Source organism: Paenibacillus sp. BIHB 4019 (assembly GCF_002741035.1).
In the GTDB taxonomy this organism is placed as follows: Bacteria; Bacillota; Bacilli; order Paenibacillales; family Paenibacillaceae; genus Pristimantibacillus.
Genome location: NZ_CP016808.1, coordinates 1,406,106 through 1,426,447, shown reverse-complemented (window position 1 = coordinate 1,426,447; position 20,342 = coordinate 1,406,106). Strand labels below are relative to the sequence as shown.

The following is a 20,342-nucleotide window of genomic DNA, read 5'->3' as shown; positions in this document are numbered from 1 at the left end:
GAAATTAGATGTTCAGAAGCGTTTTTAATTCATGCAATTTTGATCGGGATAACGGAACTACGGCATCTTTGCTTATATTTAAACGCAAGCTGTAGCTGTTCTTCGTCCATGTAATAATCTCTCTTACTTTTTGCAAATTAACGATGTAGGAGCGGTGGCACCTGAAAAATCCGAAATTTAACAATCTCTGCTCGAGCTCATTTAGCGTCAAAGCACAGCTATAATTTTCGCCATCTACATGAACTAGAATGGAACCATCTACACTTTCTATAAAATCAATTTCAGGCGGATTAAATAAAATCACTTTGTCATTTCTTTTCGTATAAATTTTCTGTAGGGTTATATTGGTCCGATCTTGTTCCTGTACGTCCTGCTTATCCTCTTCTGAGTCCCGTATATCCAATTGATGGAGTCCAAGTTCGTTCAATCGATAGATTGTATCACAGGAAATAATAGCATCCTCTAAATTCGACGTTAAAATTAAAAGCTGCTTTTCTTGCGAAAGATCATCTAAAATCCGTTTAAACTGACGACGGTCCTGTTCTTCCAAGTAAAAATAGGGCTCCTCCAGTACAAGCGTAGGCTGATGCGCAAAAAAGACACGCAGCAATGTCACATACATTCTTCTCGACGAGCTTAAATTCTTGATTTTCACCTTCCGTTCTTCTTTTAAAGAAAAATAGTCCATTAACGTAGCGACAGGTTCATTCCTTTCCGTTACCTTGATTAGAAAAGTGATTAGCTCTTCCACTGTTAAACGCATATACTCGCCTTGCCCAGCTCGGAATATGTAATATTGGGAATACTTCTCTAATTGACTCATTAAAAGCTGCTTTCGCTTCAAGTCTGTTATAATGCCAATCGATTGGTTCAATGTCATACTTAATTCGATCTTCGGTAGAAGTAATTCCCCGCCATCATACATGGGTTGAAATTGCATGCCGTCCTCCTGGTCAGTGCCGCTATAGGATATATGAAACAATTATAAGGTTGCGATCCTTTTTTGTCAGTTTCTATTCATATTTGGCATAGGCAGGAAAGGTACGATGAGCGAGGATATTTCGCTGGAACGATGAGAGCTCGGTTAGGGGAGTCCGGTGGCTAGGGGGACAAGGAGAAGGTTTGGAAGAAAACATAGTATGGTGCAAGCAGCACATAGGTTATGAGGCGGAGCATTTGTTAGCTTTATGCTTAAGGGCGCCGAGGTCTGTGCGAGCATAATAAAAAGGGGCGTTCCGAAGTCATTGTTGACTTCTGGAACGCCCTTTTCGTTTACTTCGATGAGATCAAGCTATCTGCGATATATTGCAGCTGGGATTGCATGGTGATGGGATCGTTAAACGTGTCCGCCTTGGAATCAAGCTGGAATACGTTGCCCGCTTTGACGGCGGGAAGGCCTAGCCACACCGCATTTTCGTACACAAGCTTCGGATCTGCCGTGTCACCGGACCATGGCGAAGTGAAGATGATATCGCCGGCGAATTGCGGGAGCGTTTCCAGCGAAATGGATGCCCAGCCCGTACCGCTGTCAATGACTTCCTTCTGGGCTTCCTCTGGCGCATTCAGGCCGAGTTCGCGGTAGATGATTTCGCCGCCGCGTCCATAGTTATGGCCAAAGACGTACAGGCCTTTCTCGTATGGGTTAAGAATGGATACGGTTTTGTCGCCGACGGCCTCCTGCACTTTAGGCTTCAGCTCGTTGATTTGGGCTTCCCATTGCTCGATCCAAGCCTGGGCTTCAGCTTCCTTGTTCGTCAATTGGCCGAATTCGAGCAGCTGTTCCTTGTAGGCCTTGGTGCCGTAGTCGATGGCAACGACTGGAGCGATTTTTTGCAGCTCCTCTATGCCTTCCGTACCGCTGAACACGACGATCAGGTCGGGATGCAGCGCCAGCACGTTCTCAGGTGTTGGCGTTTCGCCCAGGCTTTGCGCGCCAGCAAGCTTATCTTTCAAATAAGGGCTGGCTAGAACCTCTTGCTGAACGCCAACCGGCGTAACGCCGAGAGCGAGGAAGTAGCCTGTATAAAACGCAGTTCCGTCTACGATGCGTTGCGGATCGCGCGGGACTTCAATATCACCGTTGGCAGCTTTGAACGTAACGGTCTCGCCATCGCCTGCTGCCGCATCAGCCGTTTCCGCGGGAGCAACAGTCGCTGCTGGCTCGGAGGCTGTAGCGCTGCCTGCGTCGTTGGCGCCGTTACCAGCATTTCCTTCGCATGCTGCGAGCAAGAGCGCGAACATAAATAATACAACTAGAGTAAACAAAAACTTTTTTGACTTCAACAAAATCCTTCCACCCCTGTATTTTATGATATTGATAATCGTTATCACTATAGCATGGAGGTTAAACGTTGGCAACTTATTTTTTGGCAGCTATCAACCACAGGCTTTGCGCTTTTCAGTCCGAAATATTCCTACCAAGCAGGTAGATAAAACTTGCTTTCACGAGTTAGATACCGGAGCGGGATAGGGCAGGTGTATAAATGATTTCAAAAGTGTATAAAATTTCTTGTGCATTATAAATTGACAACGTAACATTCGAGGGCAACTGGGCGGTTTAGTCAACATAATCCGTTGCTTGTTGGCTTCGCTCCATGCTGATTCAATACAGTCGAGTTCTAGGAAAGTCTTTTCGTCTGAAGACGAACTCGGGGAGGAGGGAGAGCATCCTATTCCGCCATATCCTACATATCCTAACGACTACCGGACAAACGCGCTTTTTTTTCTCGTCCACTCTTATACCTTACCAAAAGCGATTCTATTACATCTAATAAACAATACCAATCATAAGGGAGGTTTTAAGAATGGGAAATAGAGGACCGAATGGTTATGACCCCGTTCAGATAACTAATTCAACTTCGTTTAATGCGTTTGGGAAAGTTGAATATGCATCTATCTTTTGTAGCGACGACAATTATGCTGTTCAGCGTGACGAGACTTGGAGAGCCTCTGGCCGCGGTGTTTGTTTGGTCACTAGAATTACAGCAACGGTTAGAACGCCGAGTGGCGATATTCAAGCGGAGCCGTATACTTCCTCCGGAACTTCTTTCAGCAGGTTTGCCATTATACAGGTAGGGGTAAATAGGTTCCAAGTGACACGGGTTGTAAGCTCCAGTAAACGCAGGTAAAAACCAAAACAAGGCATGCTCAAGAATAGGTGCCAAATATGAAAGACAACAAGCCAAAGCTATAAGGCTGGTCGTCTTTTTGGCATTAATGTTTCTTATACCACAATATTCTGCGATACATCGAGGAATCCTTCAAGAGCCGGAAAGGGCGCAGGTCCGGTAGATAATTGCCTTCGATAATCCAAATCCGACGCTTGGTGTCGATGCCTATGTCGAACCCGATTTGCCTTAGCTTGGGGTAACGCTCTCCCAGTCGTTTGGCAGCCATTAGAGCGATTCGTTCCGCTTCGACAAGCAAGCTCCGATCTCCGATTCGGGCCAGCTTTAGCGCCTCAAGCACTGGAATAGTAGAGCTAGTCACATTCGTGACTAAGTATCCTTTCGCCGCAACCTTCGCGTATGAGCCTGTCACGCACCAAGTGGAGGAAGAGCCTCTTTTTCGCTGAGCCATTATCCGCATGTCGAAAGGCTTGTGTTGAATTTGAGCAAGCTGCAGACGTCTTTGGACGATATAGGCAAGACCTCTTTTGTTTTTGCGGAGCTCTTGGAGCAGTTTATCGGTGTCTCTCATGGTGACCGCATTTTTTTCGTTATGCATACGATAGGCGTTCGCACCGTTTCGTTTAATAAACACGATATTCTTTCCGTAGCTCCCGTCGCGAGGTTTCAGTACGACGCTTTGATAGTGAAGCAGCATCTTCGATAAAGTGCTCTTCTTAAGCAACTGTGTTTCTGGCAGCCGTTTGGCGAGAGAGGACCCATTACGAAGGATGCGATATTGCAGCCATTTGTCTCTTTTGATCACCATTAAAATCACAGCCTTTCTCATTCTTCTACGGTAATTCTAAGTCAAATGAGTAAGCAACATAAGTGACGATTCGTCCATATTTATGGCGACACATGCAAAAAAGGCTGCCGATGCTTTATCGACAGCCTGGCTGACCAGCGAGATCGGCGTTTGCTTGCAGTAAGGGCATTGCCCATAACTAAGAATGCAGTGTTAATCTATCCATTAAAGCTGTCTCTCCAGCGCAGCAAGCGAATTTCTAGCTTGCAAGCGATCGAATCGGTAAGCTTGCCTGCTATGGCAAATAGAATAAAAGCAATTATAAACATATTGATATTTTAAATGAAATGCATTGTTATTTATGAAGCCGCAGGTTCGAGTCACTTGTTAATAACACAACGGTTTGACCGTCAGCTTATCATTTGCTCGTTAAATTAATTTAACGTAAACATGTCAAATTTTGTTGTAACTGATACAAAAGTCCCCTACTATGAAGGTATCCACATTACCTTGGAGAAAGCGGGAAATGTTAATATGAGCAAAAAGCGGCTTTGGCAAAAATCCCTTACTTTACGCAGCAAGCTGGTTTGGGCTTTCGTTATGATTTTATTGCTTCCCAGCCTGAGTATAGGGGCCATTTCCTATAATACTGCCCGCGCCAAGGTGCAGGAGGAAATGTTCGCAAGCGCATCGGGCAAGCTGGCAGTGCTTAATGAAACGATTAATCAGATGATTGGCGCTACCGAAAAAAATGTGGATTTTTTGGCTGATCAGCTGCCAGCCGGCAATATTGGTCCTGTTCAGGGAAATGAGGACCCATTCGTACGGGCGGTACTGGACGCCTACAAACAAAAACACGACGACGTGGAACTAGCTTCGGTGGGCACCGATCAAGGCGTATACGTCAACGCTCCGAAAAGTGCGGTAAATCCGGCAGATTATGATCCGCGCAAGCGGCCCTGGTACATAAGCGCTTCGGAAAATAAAGAAAAACCTACGATTATCTCGCCGTACATTTCCAGCAATACGGGCAATGTGGTTGTGTCGGTCGCCCAGACTACCAAGGACGGGCATGGTGTTGTTTCGGTCAGCCTCTCGCTCAAGGCGTTGAGCGATTTAGTGAATTCTACCAAGATCGGGACAAAGGGCTATGTATATGTGCTGGATAAATCTAATAAATTTATTGTGCATCCCAATGAAGAAGCAGGCAGTGAAGCGACAGCTTCGCCGTATCCTGATATTTTCGAGCAAAAGCAAGGAAGTCTCGCCTATGCGTCTACGGATGGAAGCAAGCAGCATGCATTTATTACGACAAATGAAAAAACAGGCTGGGTGCTGGTGGGGGTTATCGACGATAGCGAAGTGAGCGCGGCTGCCCAGCCGATATGGTATAAGACGCTGCTTGTCGTCTCGATTGCTTTTGCAATCAGCGCACTGATCATCACGTATATGATTCGCTCCATTACACGGCCGCTGAAGCAGCTGGTGGCGGCTTCCGAGGAAATCAGCCACGGCAACCTGACGCTGGAGCTTACCAACATCAGCAATGATGAGCTCGGCCAGCTTAGCAGCAGCTTTAACCGGATGACCCAGGCGCTGCATGCCGTCATAGGAGATGTAAACAGTACAGCGATGCAGCTTGCGGAGTCGTCTGAGCAGCTGTCAACAAACGCCAGCGAAACGTCCAAGGCGTCCGAGCAAGTCGCTCTGATTACGGAAGAGTCGGCAAACGGAATTGAAAAGCAGGCTGTAAGCCTGCAGCATACAGCTCAGCAAATTAAGGAGCTGTCCGCTGGCGTTCATTTGATAACAGCGAGCACCCAGCAAGTATCGTCGGCTGCCCAGCAAGCGACCGGGCTAGTACGTACGGGTACTGCTAAAATTCAGAGCGCTGTAACCGATATGAAAGACGTAAGCAATTATGTTCAAAATTTCGCCGGAACGGCACAGCGCCTAGGCGATCATTCCGTCGCTATTGGCCACTTTGTATCCACAATTACGGGGCTCGCATCGCAAACGAATCTGCTTGCATTGAACGCTGCGATTGAAGCGGCACGTGCCGGCGAGCACGGACGCGGCTTCGCGATCGTCGCAAGCGAGGTTGGCAAGCTTGCCGAGCAGTCCGGAAATTCTGCGAAGCACATTGCGGAGCTGGTGCAGGCGATTCGGCAGGAAATTGACGAGGTTATCGTCAGTGTGAACAGTGGTGTAGCCAAGATGGACGACGGCATTCGCTCCGTTCAAACAGCAGATGAAGCTTTCTTGAACATCAACGCGGCTATTGATGACCTGACTTCCCAGGTAGAAGGAATTGCTGCCGCTTCGGAACAAATGTCCGCCAGCACCGTCGAGGTTGTTCAGGCCATTCAGTTCGTTAGTGAGGTGTCCGAGCGGAACGCTGCAGGAACAGAAAGTATTTCAGCTTCAACAGAGGAGCAGGTCGCTTCCATTGAAGAAATCGCTTCGTCGGCGGAAGAGCTGGCTCATTTGGCCCAAAATCTGCAAACATTGGTTGTTCGCTTTAAAATTTGAATCCGTTAAATGATTCATGAAGTATTTGCGTATTGACTGTGAGACGATGGGAAGGGCTTCATTTAAAGTTCATTTTCCGGCAGAAGAAATGATCACTTGAACCCCGCGATCTGCGTTTAATGGTTTTCTCTGAACGAGACCCCGTTGTTCCATTCGTGTTAAATGATGCGATATAAGTGAAGAAATCGCCGGACGCGCGTTTAAAGACTTTGCTCGACGTGACGTGACGTGACTGTCCTTGTTACAAAGGTTTTTGTCCCGATGCGCAAGGGTTCGAATGCGATAGAGCTTTCCAGGAAAGTTATCATGATCGAAGTAGATAACAGTCTAAGAGGGTTCGGTACGGACTATATCAATTTGTACCAGATACATCGGAGCACCCTCCATGCTGGCATGGCAATTTGCCAAAGCTCAGCATGTCGCGAAGGTCGCCGCCAAGCGAGGATTTCCACGCGCACAGGTGGCTTTTGCCGCCTCCCCTCACTCTGTACGCACACAAACAGGGCCGGAAGTCCAACTCTAACGAGTGGCTGCCGGCCCTGTTTTATTTCAGCTGCTCGTCCGCTCAGCGCTAACGCTAATCGTTGTCGAAGCTCCTCCCTAGCCGAAGCTGCTGCTGAACTTTTGCTTGCTGCTCCGATGCGTGCGTCGGTGGTACAATGGCAGATAAGGAAGCAAATGGTTGACCTATAAAATCAGCTCGGCAGGAGGCATTTTATATATGGATAAATTAGCTGCGAATACAGCCTTAAGCAATGGAGTTGGCTCAGATGTCATTGAACTGGAATCGGGTCAATGCGTAGTTATACAATGCCATCACGATATTGGTCGTACGTTCATTCGGTCGGTTAGAGGAGAGGACGTATCCTCCGGCTGCAAAATCTCCTATCGCGGGAAGCTGCTTTCCTTAGGCAGCGACGAAGCAACTGGACAGGTTGGATTCAGCTGTTTGGACGAAGGACTTTATGAGCGCTTGAAGGTTAGGGAGTATTTGTTATTTTGGGCGGAGCTGCATGGAATACGAACGGGGATAGAAGAGCTGTTAAGCAATATCGGATTGGCGGGAAAGGCCAGCGAACGGATTTCTAAACTGAGCTATTCCGAGAGGCGGCTGCTCGGTTTTGCAAGAAGCATTCTTCATGATCCGGAGCTTTTGATTTGGGAAGACCCTGAGCAAAATCTCGATTTGGAGAGCTGCATGATTGTAAGAAGGATGATAGCGGAGCTGCTTCGTCAAAATAAGGCGATTTTAGTGACGTGCTCGACTTTGGAGCAAGCGCTCTCGATATCAAATCGTATTTACGGGCTGACGGGAAGCTCGCTTGCCCCGATTACGATTCAGGAAGCCTCGGAATTCATTGAGTCTGAGCCCGTTCCCGGCGGCGATGAGCTTGAGGCTGCAAGCGGCGAGCAGCACCATGTCCCAAGACTGTCAAAGTTCATGGTAAAAACCGAAGACAAATACGTGTTCCTAGATCCCGGCGAAGTCCATTTTATCGAAAGCATCGAGGGCGTTACGCATTTGTATACGCAGGCCGGCAGCTTTGCTTGTTCATGGACGCTTGCGGAATTGGAGGCGAAGCTCAAGGCGTTCCGGTTTTATCGCTGCCACCGTTCCTATATTGTCAATTTGGACCAAATTGCCGAATTGATCGTATGGAGCCGCAACAGCTACAGTCTCGTCCTAAACGACGATAAAAAATCCAGAATTCCATTATCCAAGGGGAAGTTTGAAGAGCTGAAGACGATTGTAGGGCTGTAATTCTGCTCCGTTCACCGCCAAAATGGCTGCTTTCAGCGCGCAAATGGATCTTTTCATGGGAAATTTGCTGTTTACAGCTCTGTTCACCGCTAAGCTGGGATGGAGCTTTCGGCTACTCATGTCAAGGGAAGGTGTAATCACGATGGAATCGATTATTGAGGTTCATGACCTCGAAAAACGGTACAAAAAGAAACAAGCGCTGAACAAGATTAGCTTTCAGGTCCGGCAGGGGGAAATATTCGGCTTCCTCGGTCCCAGCGGCTCAGGCAAAACGACAACGGTGAAAATTCTTACCTCGCAGCTGCTCTATAATTCCGGGCGAGTGAAGGTGCTGGGGAGCGATCCTGCACGAAGCCGACCTTCCGAGTTTCTGGGCAGAATAGGTGTGCTTACGGATAATAGCGGCACTTATGAGCGTCTTAGCGTGTATGACAATTTGGCTTTGTTTTGCTGCTTGTATGGGGTGCCGGAACGAAGAATTGAAACCGTTCTTGATGCGGTTAATTTAATCGGCGACAAGCATACGCTGGTCGGACGGCTCTCGAAAGGGATGAAGCAGCGGGTGACGCTGGCAAGAACGATTTTGCATGAGCCGGACATACTTTTTCTTGATGAGCCCACATCCGCCTTGGACCCCGTAAATAGCGAGCGTATTCAGAAAACGCTGCGTGAAATGAACCGCCGGGGAACGACGATTTTTTTGACAACGCACAATATGCAGGAAGCGGAAACGCTTTGCGATCGCGTAGCCTTTCTGAATAATGGCGAAATCTCGGCTCTCGACACGCCGCAGGCTCTGCGCCTTCGTTACGGTGACCGTTCCATTACCGTGACTACGCCGCTCGGGAAGCAGATTGTCCAGCATGATGAGGTTGGAGCGGGCTTTATACGGGACTTAATAAGAAGAGAAGAATTGTTAGCCATTCATTCCAATGAGCCTACGCTGGGAGATATTTTTGTGAAATTGACGGGGAGGGGACTGGAATGACGTTTTCCTTACGCCGCTTCAGAGCCATGGTCAAAAAAGAATGGAAGGATGCGATTCGCAATCCGCAAATTTTATTAAATGCAGGAATGCCCATACTGCTAGCCCTTTTATTTAAACAAAAAGAAAATGATCCGAGCGACCTGACGTTTCTTTCCATTCCTATACTAGTTGCCATCTCCATAACAGGAGCCTTTGTTCAGGCGAATATGATTGCCGAAGAGAAGGAGAAGAATACCTTGCGCTCCCTCATGCTGTCGCCTGCTACAAAGCTGGAGGTGCTTGCGGGGAAAAGCGCGACAACGACGCTGTTTGCTCTAATTGTCATCGCCGCCTGCTTGGCGATTTCCGGTGTGCCCGATGTGAATCTGTTCTTTTTGACAGTATTGGCGGTATTGCTGCTGCTTATTTTTATGGCATTGGGTACGATTATAGGCCTCATCGCACGAACGGCATCAGAATCTTCGATTGTAGGCCTTCCACTGCTGCTGCTGTTTATTTTTGGACCGATATTTGTTCCGACTTTGGATATGCCTGCCCTAATGAATATCATTAATGTGCTTCCCTCGCAGCAATTTGTGGTGGCCATATCAGAGCTTCATCAGAATGGGGGACTTTCGGAAATGGGCGGAAATCTTCTTAGCCTGATGATGTGGACGGTTCTGTCAGGGGCGCTGTGCTTGCTGGTGTACGGAAAAAAACGGTTCGATAAATAAAAAGGAGGAACGGCTATGAATAAAGTAACCAAAAATATTATTTTAGGCGCTGCCGTGCTTATCGCATGCCTGATTGTGAGGAAGCTGTGGCTGCCTGATGGCATTTGGGGGCTTTTGGAGTAAGCGAGGCTTAAAGCTGAGGCAGAGCCGGATTCTGAAAATGACCGGAGCAGCGTGAGGAATCACCTCCGCTGCTCCTCATGATGATTATCTTTCAAACGTTGCTGCGATTACGGCTCTGCCTAAAGAATGGGTAAGCATAATAAAGCCTAGAAAAGCGGGCAAAAGGTTTACAAAAAAAGGGCCATGAAGCATTCCTCTTTGATACGGTTCCTGTCTTTCTTTGCACAGTCCAAGCAGCAGGTTATATTCAACTCAGTAGGATTTGAAATATTGGCAGGTGAATCATGAAATCTAAAGCATATAAGAAAGCATTTTATACGATATATATTGGCGTTTTAGCCTTTATCCTTTTATTCTCTTCGACAGAGTTGAAATATGGCGTAGTGATGATTGCCTTTTTCGCTGTTGTGTTTTTCATTAATAGGATTAAAAATATACCTGAGAGCGTAACTTTTTTAATAATACTTGTTACGTCTCTGATATTTGCATTTTTCATAGGCTTAATGCGGGGTTATACAGTATTGGGTATAACTTGGTCTTAGTTAAATGAGCATAGTAATGCCGCATCTTCACGAATGAAATGCAACAGTGCAGGCCTCTCTTTTTCACTGCGATACAAAAAGGTCTAATGTAATAGGGTGACAAGCTTCGGCTAAGCTGCCCGCTGTGATGAAATTTTATGAGGTTAATTAACCAAGAAGCATGACTATATTATAAGAGTTCACGATGAAATATTATAGTTTAAAACTATAATGTATATAGAATCTATATATTTAACTTATAAATAGTGCTATGCGATACTATCCCTAACATAAAAGTTGGGAGATGGTTCCATGAGCTCCGATCAAGTTTGGCAATCTGATCATTATGACCGCAAGCTTGGATTTGTATCTGAATTGGGCAAGGATGTTGTTCGGCTTTTGAATCCGATCAAGGATGAGCAAATCTTTGATTTGGGCTGCGGAACCGGAGATTTGGCGTATGAAATAAGTCAAGCTGGCGCACATGTAACGGGAATGGATTTGTCGGAGTCAATGATTGGGCAGGCGCAGCGCAAATATCCCCAACTCCATTTTTTTGTGGGGAATGGCGAACATTTTACGGTAGACTCTACGTTCGATGCCGTATTTTCCAACGCAGCGCTGCATTGGATGAAGAACCCGAGTTCGGTACTGGCTAATGTATGGAAAAGCTTAAATCCTGGCGGCAGGTTTGTTGCCGAGTTTGGCGGAAAAGGAAATGTGGAAACGATTGTTCAGGCTATTGGCGAAGTGCTGCATGAGGACTTCGGCATTGATGCTGGCAAGCTGAATCCTTGGTATTTCCCAAGTATCGCCGAATACAGCACATTGCTCGCGCAGCAGGGCTTCCGCGTCACCTATGCGGTTCACTTTAATCGGCCAACAAAGATCAATGACAATGAGCAGGGCTTAAATCATTGGCTGCGGGGCTTCGCGGATAATTTCTTCACAGCGCTGTCCGAAGCGGAGCGCACTGCTGTGTGTTCGAAAATAGCGGTCAAAGCCCGCAACGAGTTGTTTCATGACGGTTCATGGTACGCGGACTATAAACGATTGAGAGTGATGGCGATTAAGCCGGTGTAGCATGATTTTGCCCAAAAGCATCTGTTTTGCTGAACAAGTCTTGAGCTTGACGCAGCGTCCGGTAGTTTCATAGTAGTATGATGAAATAGAAACGGTAATCTTTGAATTAATTATCGTTACAAGTTTAACTAACCGGTGGAAATATAGTATGGTGAAAGAAGTACATCGCTCGTAAGGCGTTGTACTTCTTTGCATTGTACTCGGGAGCATTAAATTCAACACACGAAGTCCATGTAATGAATATAAGGCCATATCGTCTTATCCAAAATGCCTCAAGGATGATGAATGACTATCAAAAGCCATTCAGGCTTACTATTATTTATGGTAATATATCAGGTGTAGATTTCCATTTCGATTTTAACTATTGGAGGCGCTTACTTTATGGACCAACAAATGCAGCAAGAGGGATACTTTGGAGAGTTTGGGGGCAGCTTTGTCCCGCCGGAATTGCAGGAAGTGTTGCGTTATTTGAGTGAGCAATTTTATAAGTTTAAAGACGACCCGGAATATAAGGAAGAGCTTCGCTATTACCTGCGCGAATATGTGGGCCGCGAGAATCCGCTGACGTATGCGGAGCGTCTGACCAAGGCTTGGGGAGGCGCGAAAATTTACTTGAAGCGCGAGGATTTGAATCATACCGGAGCGCATAAGATCAATAACGCCATCGGTCAGATTCTTCTCGCTAAGCGGATGGGCGCCAAGCGAATTATTGCTGAGACTGGTGCCGGACAGCATGGTGTTGCTACTGCAACGGCCTGCGCCATGTTTAATATGGAATGTATCATCTATATGGGAGCTGAAGATACGCGCCGGCAGGCGCTTAATGTGTTCCGAATGGAGCTTCTCGGGGCAACTGTTATTCCGGTTCATAAAGGCCAAGGACGATTGAAGGATGCGGTAGATGAAGCGCTGGACGATCTAGTTCGCAATTATAAAAATACGTTTTATTTGCTAGGCTCCGCAGTTGGTCCGCATCCGTTTCCGACGATGGTCAAGCACTTTCAGGCAATTATTAGCGAAGAGTCAAAGCGGCAAATTACGGAGAAGGAAGGCCATTTGCCGGATGCGGTAGTGGCCTGCACAGGCGGCGGCAGCAATGCGATTGGCGCATTCGCCCACTACATCGACGAGCCGTCGGTGCGTCTAATCGGCGTTGAACCCGATCAAGCGCCATCTTTAACCCAAGGTGTCCCAAGCATCATTCATGGTTTTAAATGCTTAGTGCTGCTGGACGAGGAAGGCCAGCCCAAGAAAACTTATTCAATCGCTGCGGGGCTTGACTATCCGGGCATTGGACCGGAGCATAGCCATCTGAAGGTGACAGGCCGGGCTGAATATGCAACGGTCACCAATGAGGAAGTGCTGGAAGCTTTCCAAGAGCTGTCCCGCACGGAGGGAATCATTCCTGCGCTAGAGAGCTCGCACGCGCTTGCTTACGCGAAGAAGCTTGCCCTGACAATGGATCAGAATCAAATTATTATCGTCAATCTGTCTGGGCGCGGAGATAAGGACGTCGAACAAGTGTATCAAATGCTCAAATAAAACGATGGATATATCATTTATTGCCATTCAGCAGAAACAGATGTGCAAAATAGAAGGGCGTCCTATGGGATGCCCTTCTATTTTCTTACGTCATTGAGGAAACATCCTTGACTGTTGTTGCTTGTGAGACAAGGTGTACAGTTTCCAGTTACGGCTGCTTGAAAAATAGAACATTTATTTTAAGCTGATTTCTGCTCCGGCAGCTTTTTAATAAACCAGCTCATGACCAAAATAAGCGCGACGAGAATAAATTCGATCCAAAAAACCGTTTGCATACCGGAAACTATGCTTTGTGACTTTTCCTGCATAGCAGCGGGTTCCAGCGAATGGCGCAGATAACGATTGGCTCCAGACGACATAATGCCGACGAACAAAGCGATGCCAATTCCCCCTGAAATTTGTTGGAGCGTATTGTAGATAGTTGTGCCGTGGGGGATCAGATGCCGCGGCAGCTGATTCAAGCCTGCCGTCTGGGCTGGCATGACGACAAACGATATGCCTAAAAATAAGAGGACATGATTGAACAGAACGGAGCCCCGCGTTGTATCATTGTCGATGCCAGCAAACAGCCACAACGATATGGTTATTAATAATAATCCTGGCAAGATGACAAATCGCGGTCCGAATTTATCGAATAATTTCCCCGATACAGGCATCATTATGCCGTTCAAAATGCAGCCTGGCATCAGAAGCAGCCCTGTTGCGAAGGCTGTCAACTGCATCACATTTTGCAAATAGATCGGCAGCAGCGTCGTTGTGGCGAATAGAACCATCATTAGGACGATAATCAATACCGCAACCAGCGAAAAAGCGGGATGCCGGAATACGGAGAGATCGAGCAACGGGTCTTTAATCGAGAGCTGCCGCCATACAAGCAAGAGCAAGAAGAGGGTTCCTATGGCTAGCAGCCCGTAAACCTCAGGCGCAGTCCAGGCACTGGTTTGGCTGAAGCCGTAGGTGACGCAGCCGAAACCGACAGTTGACATTACAATGGACCAAAAATCGACCCTCGGCTTGGTCAGCTCTGTCACATTTTTTAAGTAAAAGCTTGCATAGATCATTGAAAACAGGGCGACAGGAATGACCATATAGAACAGCCATCGCCAGTGGAAGGTATCAATAATCAGACCCGACAAAGCCGGACCGATAATAGGGGCGACCATAATAACGAGTCCCATGAGGCCCATGGCGGAACCTCGGCGTTCTGGAGGATAGAGGGCGAGAATCGTATTCATCATTAGTGGAACCAGCAATCCTGTACCGCCAGCCTGAATAACTCTACCTATCAGCAGCAGTCCGAATCCCGGGGATATTGCACATAAGCAGGTGCCGGCCAAAAATAACGCCATCGCAGACATAAACATCTGGCGAGTGGTAAACCATTGCTGCAGCAATGCGGTCACTGGCACCAGTACGCCAATAACGAGCATATAGCCTGTCGATAACCACTGTATGGTGGAGGCGGCTGCTTCGAATTCCACCATTAATAAGGGAAGCGCATTGGCAAGTAAATTTTCGTTCAGAAACGCAACGAATGCGCCGATGAGCAGCGCGGCTAACATCGGCCCTCTCTTTATTCCGCTTGCCTCTTGAACCTGTGTATTCATCTTCTACCTCCTGTATATTCATTGTGTTCTTCCTACTCGTAGTGCCTTGCCTTGAAACTGGTTCGCCAGCTTGACGCGCAGATTATCCTACGCCGTCACTTTCTAACAAGGAATAGAAGTTATCGCGGTCTTCATCATCGAATTTTCCCAGCACCCGTATTCTTACAAATTCATGTCCGCCATGCATGTCTATTTCCTCGCCATACTTGTTGTAGAGCGCAATCATATGGCCATCCCGATTCAGCTCCATATACCCGTAACAGCTTGCTTCAGGCGTTTCATTGTATAGGAGTGTAAATCTGATTTTGTCTACTCGGTTCATGCCATTCCTCCTTACCATCCATTTTTTGTGCAAGTCCACATTTCCCTTATTCCCATCGTCTGAAGAAAATTTTACGTGAAACCAAATAAAATGGAAAAAGCCATATCACTCGTCATTCTCGGAAATTCATCCCTGCTGCCAAAAAATAAGGGGGCATCCCCAATATGCCGTTCATTTGCAAATTATCTCTTGACGGGATGAGGTTTGGCGATTATGATAACATGCCGATTAACTGAGCGAGGTAAATCCATAAAAAGGCCGACTTTTCGAAGTGCCTCGGCACCGAATTGTCGACCTTTTTACTGTACGCTATATTCTCAAGAAAACGATTACATGCTCGGCAACATACCAAGTACAAAAGCCAGCCAAGCCTTCACTGTCGATTGAGACAGTGGAGGTTTTTTATTTCACTAGCGATTCATGGTTGATAGGAGATGCTCTTGAAGTTAGAATGGGAAATAACGAGGTTTTGATAATTGTTCTCAATAACTTGTGATTATACGGGACGGACCTAGTTTACCAATTGACTCTTGCTGATAATGCCAAGCTTTTTTTAGGAACGGCTTCAAGGCAGAGGATTTCACATAGGACGCTTACTCAAGGGGGCAGACAGATGCAAGGAGATAGGGGATCGACCAACCATTTTACAAAAGAGAGGATTGAAATGGCTGTTCAGCTATGGTCGCGCTCCTCCATTTCATTAATAGATGTTCGTTACAAGCTGATTCATCCCGATGCACCGATGCTGAACTATAAGCTGCCGACCAGTACGCTCGTATATACCCACGGGGGGACGGCTAGCATAGAACTGGATCGTATCTTCTATCAAGCTGGGAGATTTGGTATTTTCCATGGGGGAAAAGGAACAGAGCTATCCATTCATCCTGCCGACACCAGTTTGGAAATGTACATGGCGATGTATAAATCGGAAACGGCCCCATTTTACAAAAGAGAGCTGCACCGTCTGTTAGAACAGATCAATCCGTTTATACAAGTGTACGGGTTCTCACCGGAAAATCCCGTTTTTTTCATGGAGAAATGTCGGAGCATGTATGACCACTGGAATCGGCAGTCTGCACAAAACCATTTTTATGCAAAAATTACGCTTTATCAGCTTATCTATGAAATATACAAGGAATTGGAACAAGGACATATTCGTTATTTTGAGCCTGATTATGTGGAGCTGGTCAAGCAATATTTGAATCAAAATCACACCGAGCCAGTGTCTATTGAACGATTGGCGGAAATGCTTCCTATTAGCAGGAGCCTTCTAAGCAAGCTGTTTAGAAAACGCGAACAGAAAAGCTTACAGGCCTATTTGAATGAGAAAAGACTTGAGGCAGCCAAGCGTTATTTGCAACAACCCAATATAACGATTCAAGAGGTTGCGATCGGATGCGGTTTTACAGATGAATTGAATTTGAACCGCATGTTTAAAAAGTATGTTCAAATGACGCCAAGCGATTATAGAAGAAAAATGATTGATAAGTTTACCAAAAATGATATGGATAACGATTCTCACTGTCTCTACAATGAGAGAGAACTAGACAGAATAGCCAAAACTACAAGAGATGGGGAGTTATCCATGTTTGGACAGACAATAAGGAAGGAAATAATTTTATCTGCTGCAGTAAGCCTCATGCTGCTTTTGTCGGCATGCACGTCGACTGCACCAACGAATACAAGTTCTCCAAGCTCGGCACCGGCACAGTCGCAAGCTCAAGCAGCGTCAAGTGCAGAAGCGAAGGAGACAGATACAGTGGCACAAACACGAGTTGTCAAAACAGAGCATGGAGACGTTGAGGTTCCTGCTGATCCCCAGCGGATTGTATATTTGGTAGGTAATAATGTCGGAGATATTTTGCCTTTCGGAAAGACCGTAGTTGGCGTTGATAAATACGGCGATCCATCGGAGCGGCCAGAAGAATGGAAACAACAATGGGGACAGTTCGTCTCCGATGTGAAAGTGGTTCCAGGAGATGATTTGGAAGCTATTATGGCGCTTGATCCCGATCTTATTATTGGTTCTCCAACGTGGTCATCCTCCTCGATTGAGCAATTAAGCAAAATCGCCCCTACGATTTTCTATAATGAAATGGCTGCTTTGGAAGAGCGGATAACTTTCTTTGGTGAAGTATTTGGAATGCCTGAGCGGGCCAGCGAACTGATCGCACAATATGCGGCTAAAGTCGAAACCGCAAAGCAGCATCTCATTGATGCGGGACTTTATAATAAAAAAATTGCGTTTTTACAAGGAGTGGAGGATGGTACCCCAGGCTTGCAGGGTGATAAAACGAGGGGGATTATCTATGAGGACTTGGGAATGCATGCGCCTGAAAAGATTGAGAAAGAGTTTTTCAACAGAGGGAATCCGAAATCGGAGGGCTATTATTCGCCAATCTCCTTAGAAGTTATTGATCAATACTTGAACGAAGCGGAGATTATTGCCTATACGAATTTTGATCCAACTGTAGAAGGTCTGGAGGAAAAGCTCTCCTCGGTTAATATATGGAAGACTATTCCGGCAGTGCGGGAAAAGAATATAATGTTTTATTCTGTGAGCAACACTCTAAATGATTATGATTATGCCAGCCGAATGGTTTCGTTAGATACTTTCGTCAATGCCTTGTTGGAGCTGCCGCTTGCACAATAAATCACAAATCATTGAATGGGCTTCCTCTATCGGGGAAGCTCTTTTTGATATAGGGACGGAAGATTACACGGAAATTTACATCCCCGTCATCGTCAACTGGAGCAGTTTGGGTTTGCAGGAATAGGTTCATTTTGCTAGTTTTGTTTTCTCTCCTCGTATTGTAATAAAATAGGAAGTATGCGTTAGCTGCTGATATAAATAAGAATAGCGGCTTAGTCTGTCAAATAGGAAAGAAAGGGAGGATAAAGATGAAAACCTATCTTGTGTTCGGCGCCAGCAAAGGGCTCGGAGATGCATTCGTCAGAGGAGTGCCAGAGCAAGGCGATAAAGTATGGGTCGTATCTCGAAGCAAGCCTGAAAGTCTGGACCTGAATGATGGTATAAACCGAATATGGATACAAGCAGATCTGTCTGAGCTGAATGCTGCTGCACGGGTCACCGATAAGCTGGCAAACGAAACAGTGGACGTTCTCATTTACAATGTGGGAATCTGGGAAAGGGAAGGCTTTGAAGAGCATTATACATTTGATAAAGATGAGCCAGCTGATATAAGCCGGCTAATTCATGTAAATATTACTTCGGCCATTGTATGCATTCAGGCAGTCTTGCCTCATATCAGGCAATCGGCCGTTGGTAAAATCATTCTTATTGGCTCAACAGCTGGTCTTAACAATTCAAATAGCACACAGGTCTCTTTTGTCGCCTCCAAATTCGCCATTCGTGGAATTACAGAGGCTCTGAGAGAACACACAAGAAAGGACGGTATTGCCGTTACTTGTATCAACCCGGGTGAACTGGCAGCTGAAATTCCTTATGAAGAAGGAAGCGAGCGGGCCCTTGCCGCCTATAATGGGACACGAATTCCACTTCAGGATATGGTGGCTCTAGTAAAATGCGTAGTCAGTCTGTCCAAAGCAGCGTGTGTGAAAGAAATCAACATTCCGGCATTAACGGATTTGAACACCTGACTCAAGGAACAGCTTCCACAAGTTGAAAAAATGAAGTTTACATTTTCGTCCCCCCGTATGGGGTGGAAAAAGCGCAGGTTTCGGGCGGATAGTGCCCAGTAACCTGCGCTTTTTTTATGAAATGATTTCAGTCTTGCTCGATAAGGATGTAAATAAACACTATTTCACTTCCGTCTCAGCCGGAGCAGTGAAAGGCACCAGAGCAGGCTCCGTAACGGCTGTTAGCCTTTCGCTACCCGTACCAGCCGAATCAATGGAAGGAACCGGAGCGGGCTCGGTAACGACGGGGTGAATTTCGCTAACCTCATCAGTTGGATCGGTGGAAGGAACCGGAACGGGCTCGGTAACGACCGGATGAATTTCACTAACCTCATCAGATGGATCGGTGGAAGGAACCGGAGCTGGCTCGGTAACGACCGGATGAATTTCACTAACCTCATCAGACGGATCGGTGGAAGGAACCGGAGCTGGCTCGGTAACGACCGGTTGATTTTGACTAGCCTCATCAGATGGATCGGTAGATGGCAGCGGTTCAACTGATGTACTGACCGTTTGTTTTTCAGCACTGGCTGTTTTTTGCTCGGCTACTTTAGGCGTATTGCCTGATGCCCATACCGCAGCGGATGTGCTAATTGCAGCTACCGCAAATACAGCTGTAACAGCTATAAAAATCGTTTTTTTGTTCAGGTTCTTAACATTAAGCATCAGAGATAGTCTCCTTTTTAATTGTTTGCCGTCACCGGATAATGAAGCGCCAAACTGTACGGGATTATTTCTTGATTGTGCAATTACGTTTAAAATCGTTTGGCCGTAACGTATGCGCTCGGCATGGGGCATGCCCTTGACCACTTCTTCATCACAGGACAGCTCGCTCCATGTATGAAGGTCCTTACGAAGAAAATGGACCAAAGGATTAAACCAATGAACGGCGCTGGCTGCTAGCGTAAACATTTTAACCCATAAATCTTTGCGTTTCAGATGAATCAGCTCATGACGGATAATCATGCTCATATCTACGTTTGCGGTACTCTCCATAGGCAGATAAATGACAGGCTTCCAAAGGCCAACAAGAATTGGACTCTGAATGGAGGAGCTATACGCAAGCCTGACTCTGCTTTTAAGTCCGAGAGCCTGCTTAATCAGGTAAAGCTGTTGAACCGCCTCGCTGTTTAATGGAACGATGGTGCTCGTATCGGCCAGCTGCTGTAAAAATCTACGGTAACAGTACGCTTGCCAAGCTGCAAAAGCTGCAGCTCCAATTGCCCATATGGCTATTAGAAAAAAGGCTGCATTTGTTGAAATGGTCCATTCCGGGAAAATCGGCTCAGGATTGAGGCTCGATAATGGCCCGGACTGGACATGCGGTATTATCGAAGCAGAACCATTCGTGCTGGGATCGTTTGAAGCATGAGATGGAACTATTCGCGAAATCCACTGGATGATAACAACGACCGGGAAAAGATACAATCCTACTGCCATTTTGTTAATGAAGTACCGCCACTTTGTAGGCCAAATCTCGGTGGATAGGCGCTGTGACAACCAAATACAAGCGACAACGACATTTCCAGCTACGGTCAGAGTAAACATCAATGTGAATATGGTATCCATGCAGC

At 46.5% G+C, this 20,342-nt stretch carries 15 protein-coding genes and 1 pseudogene; 10 read left to right on the top strand and 6 right to left on the bottom strand.

What is annotated here, in order from left to right:
* Positions 1-4: 4 nt before the first annotated feature.
* From BBD42_RS06000 to BBD42_RS05985, 3 genes are all read right to left on the bottom strand, one after another.
* A complete protein-coding gene (locus BBD42_RS06000; protein ID WP_099517426.1) occupies positions 5-940 on the bottom strand; it encodes a LytTR family transcriptional regulator DNA-binding domain-containing protein in 936 nt (311 codons plus the stop codon).
* Between the two features lie 332 nt (positions 941-1,272).
* Positions 1,273-2,286 carry an ABC transporter substrate-binding protein gene (locus BBD42_RS05995; RefSeq protein WP_237163392.1) on the bottom strand — a complete coding sequence of 338 codons (1,014 nt, stop codon included), beginning with the start codon at positions 2,284-2,286 and terminating at the stop codon, positions 1,273-1,275.
* Between the two features lie 927 nt (positions 2,287-3,213).
* The gene (locus tag BBD42_RS05985) at positions 3,214-3,936 is read right to left on the bottom strand and encodes a YheC/YheD family protein (RefSeq protein ID WP_172455412.1); all 723 of its coding nucleotides are present in this window, start codon (positions 3,934-3,936) and stop codon (positions 3,214-3,216) included.
* Positions 3,937-4,449: 513 nt separating this feature from the next.
* Here BBD42_RS05985 and BBD42_RS05980 point away from each other — a divergent pair.
* The 7 genes and pseudogenes from BBD42_RS05980 (at position 4,450) to trpB (ending at position 13,179) form a co-directional block, all read left to right on the top strand.
* Positions 4,450-6,447: a methyl-accepting chemotaxis protein gene (locus BBD42_RS05980; protein WP_099521487.1), complete on the top strand. Its 1,998-nt coding sequence runs from the start codon at positions 4,450-4,452 to the stop codon at positions 6,445-6,447.
* Between the two features lie 175 nt (positions 6,448-6,622).
* A pseudogene (locus BBD42_RS05975) lies at positions 6,623-6,874 on the top strand (aldo/keto reductase); the annotation flags it as partial.
* 294 nt (positions 6,875-7,168) lie between these two features.
* Complete coding sequence (locus BBD42_RS05970) at positions 7,169-8,209, top strand: LytTR family transcriptional regulator DNA-binding domain-containing protein (RefSeq protein WP_150131517.1); 1,041 nt, start codon at positions 7,169-7,171, stop codon at positions 8,207-8,209.
* A 142-nt stretch (positions 8,210-8,351) separates the two neighbouring features.
* Positions 8,352-9,197, top strand: coding sequence for an ABC transporter ATP-binding protein (locus BBD42_RS05965; protein ID WP_099521486.1), 846 nt, complete (start codon positions 8,352-8,354; stop codon positions 9,195-9,197).
* The gene (locus tag BBD42_RS05960) at positions 9,194-9,910 is read left to right on the top strand and encodes an ABC transporter permease (RefSeq protein WP_099517422.1); all 717 of its coding nucleotides are present in this window, start codon (positions 9,194-9,196) and stop codon (positions 9,908-9,910) included. The genes BBD42_RS05965 and BBD42_RS05960 overlap by 4 nt, the downstream gene beginning before the upstream one ends.
* Positions 9,911-10,866: 956 nt before the next feature.
* A complete protein-coding gene (locus tag BBD42_RS05950) occupies positions 10,867-11,637 on the top strand; it encodes a class I SAM-dependent methyltransferase (RefSeq protein WP_099517420.1) in 771 nt (256 codons plus the stop codon).
* 381 nt (positions 11,638-12,018) lie between these two features.
* A complete protein-coding gene (trpB, locus tag BBD42_RS05945; RefSeq protein WP_099517419.1) occupies positions 12,019-13,179 on the top strand; it encodes a tryptophan synthase subunit beta in 1,161 nt (386 codons plus the stop codon).
* A gap of 179 nt (positions 13,180-13,358) precedes the next feature.
* Here trpB and BBD42_RS05940 read toward each other — a convergent pair whose 3' ends face one another.
* Together BBD42_RS05940 and BBD42_RS05935 are read right to left on the bottom strand one after the other, a co-directional pair.
* The gene (locus tag BBD42_RS05940; RefSeq protein WP_099517418.1) at positions 13,359-14,786 is read right to left on the bottom strand and encodes an MDR family MFS transporter; all 1,428 of its coding nucleotides are present in this window, start codon (positions 14,784-14,786) and stop codon (positions 13,359-13,361) included.
* 82 nt (positions 14,787-14,868) lie between these two features.
* Positions 14,869-15,108 (bottom strand): hypothetical protein, encoded by a 240-nt coding sequence (locus BBD42_RS05935; protein ID WP_099517417.1) that lies wholly within the window; start codon positions 15,106-15,108, stop codon positions 14,869-14,871.
* 613 nt (positions 15,109-15,721) lie between these two features.
* On the opposite strand from BBD42_RS05935, the gene BBD42_RS05930 reads away from it, so the two are divergent.
* The 3 genes from BBD42_RS05930 (at position 15,722) to BBD42_RS05925 (ending at position 18,729) form a co-directional block, all read left to right on the top strand.
* Positions 15,722-17,761, top strand: coding sequence for a helix-turn-helix domain-containing protein (locus tag BBD42_RS05930; RefSeq protein ID WP_099517416.1), 2,040 nt, complete (start codon positions 15,722-15,724; stop codon positions 17,759-17,761).
* Positions 17,751-17,885, top strand: coding sequence for a hypothetical protein (locus BBD42_RS32550; protein ID WP_257790766.1), 135 nt, complete (start codon positions 17,751-17,753; stop codon positions 17,883-17,885). The genes BBD42_RS05930 and BBD42_RS32550 overlap by 11 nt, the downstream gene beginning before the upstream one ends.
* A 124-nt stretch (positions 17,886-18,009) precedes the next feature.
* On the top strand, positions 18,010-18,729 hold the full coding sequence (locus BBD42_RS05925; RefSeq protein WP_099517415.1) for an SDR family NAD(P)-dependent oxidoreductase: 720 nt from the start codon (positions 18,010-18,012) through the stop codon (positions 18,727-18,729).
* A 159-nt stretch (positions 18,730-18,888) separates the two neighbouring features.
* On the opposite strand, the gene BBD42_RS05920 is transcribed toward BBD42_RS05925, so the two are convergent.
* Positions 18,889-20,337: a M56 family metallopeptidase gene (locus BBD42_RS05920; protein WP_099517414.1), complete on the bottom strand. Its 1,449-nt coding sequence runs from the start codon at positions 20,335-20,337 to the stop codon at positions 18,889-18,891.
* Positions 20,338-20,342: the final 5 nt, after the last annotated feature.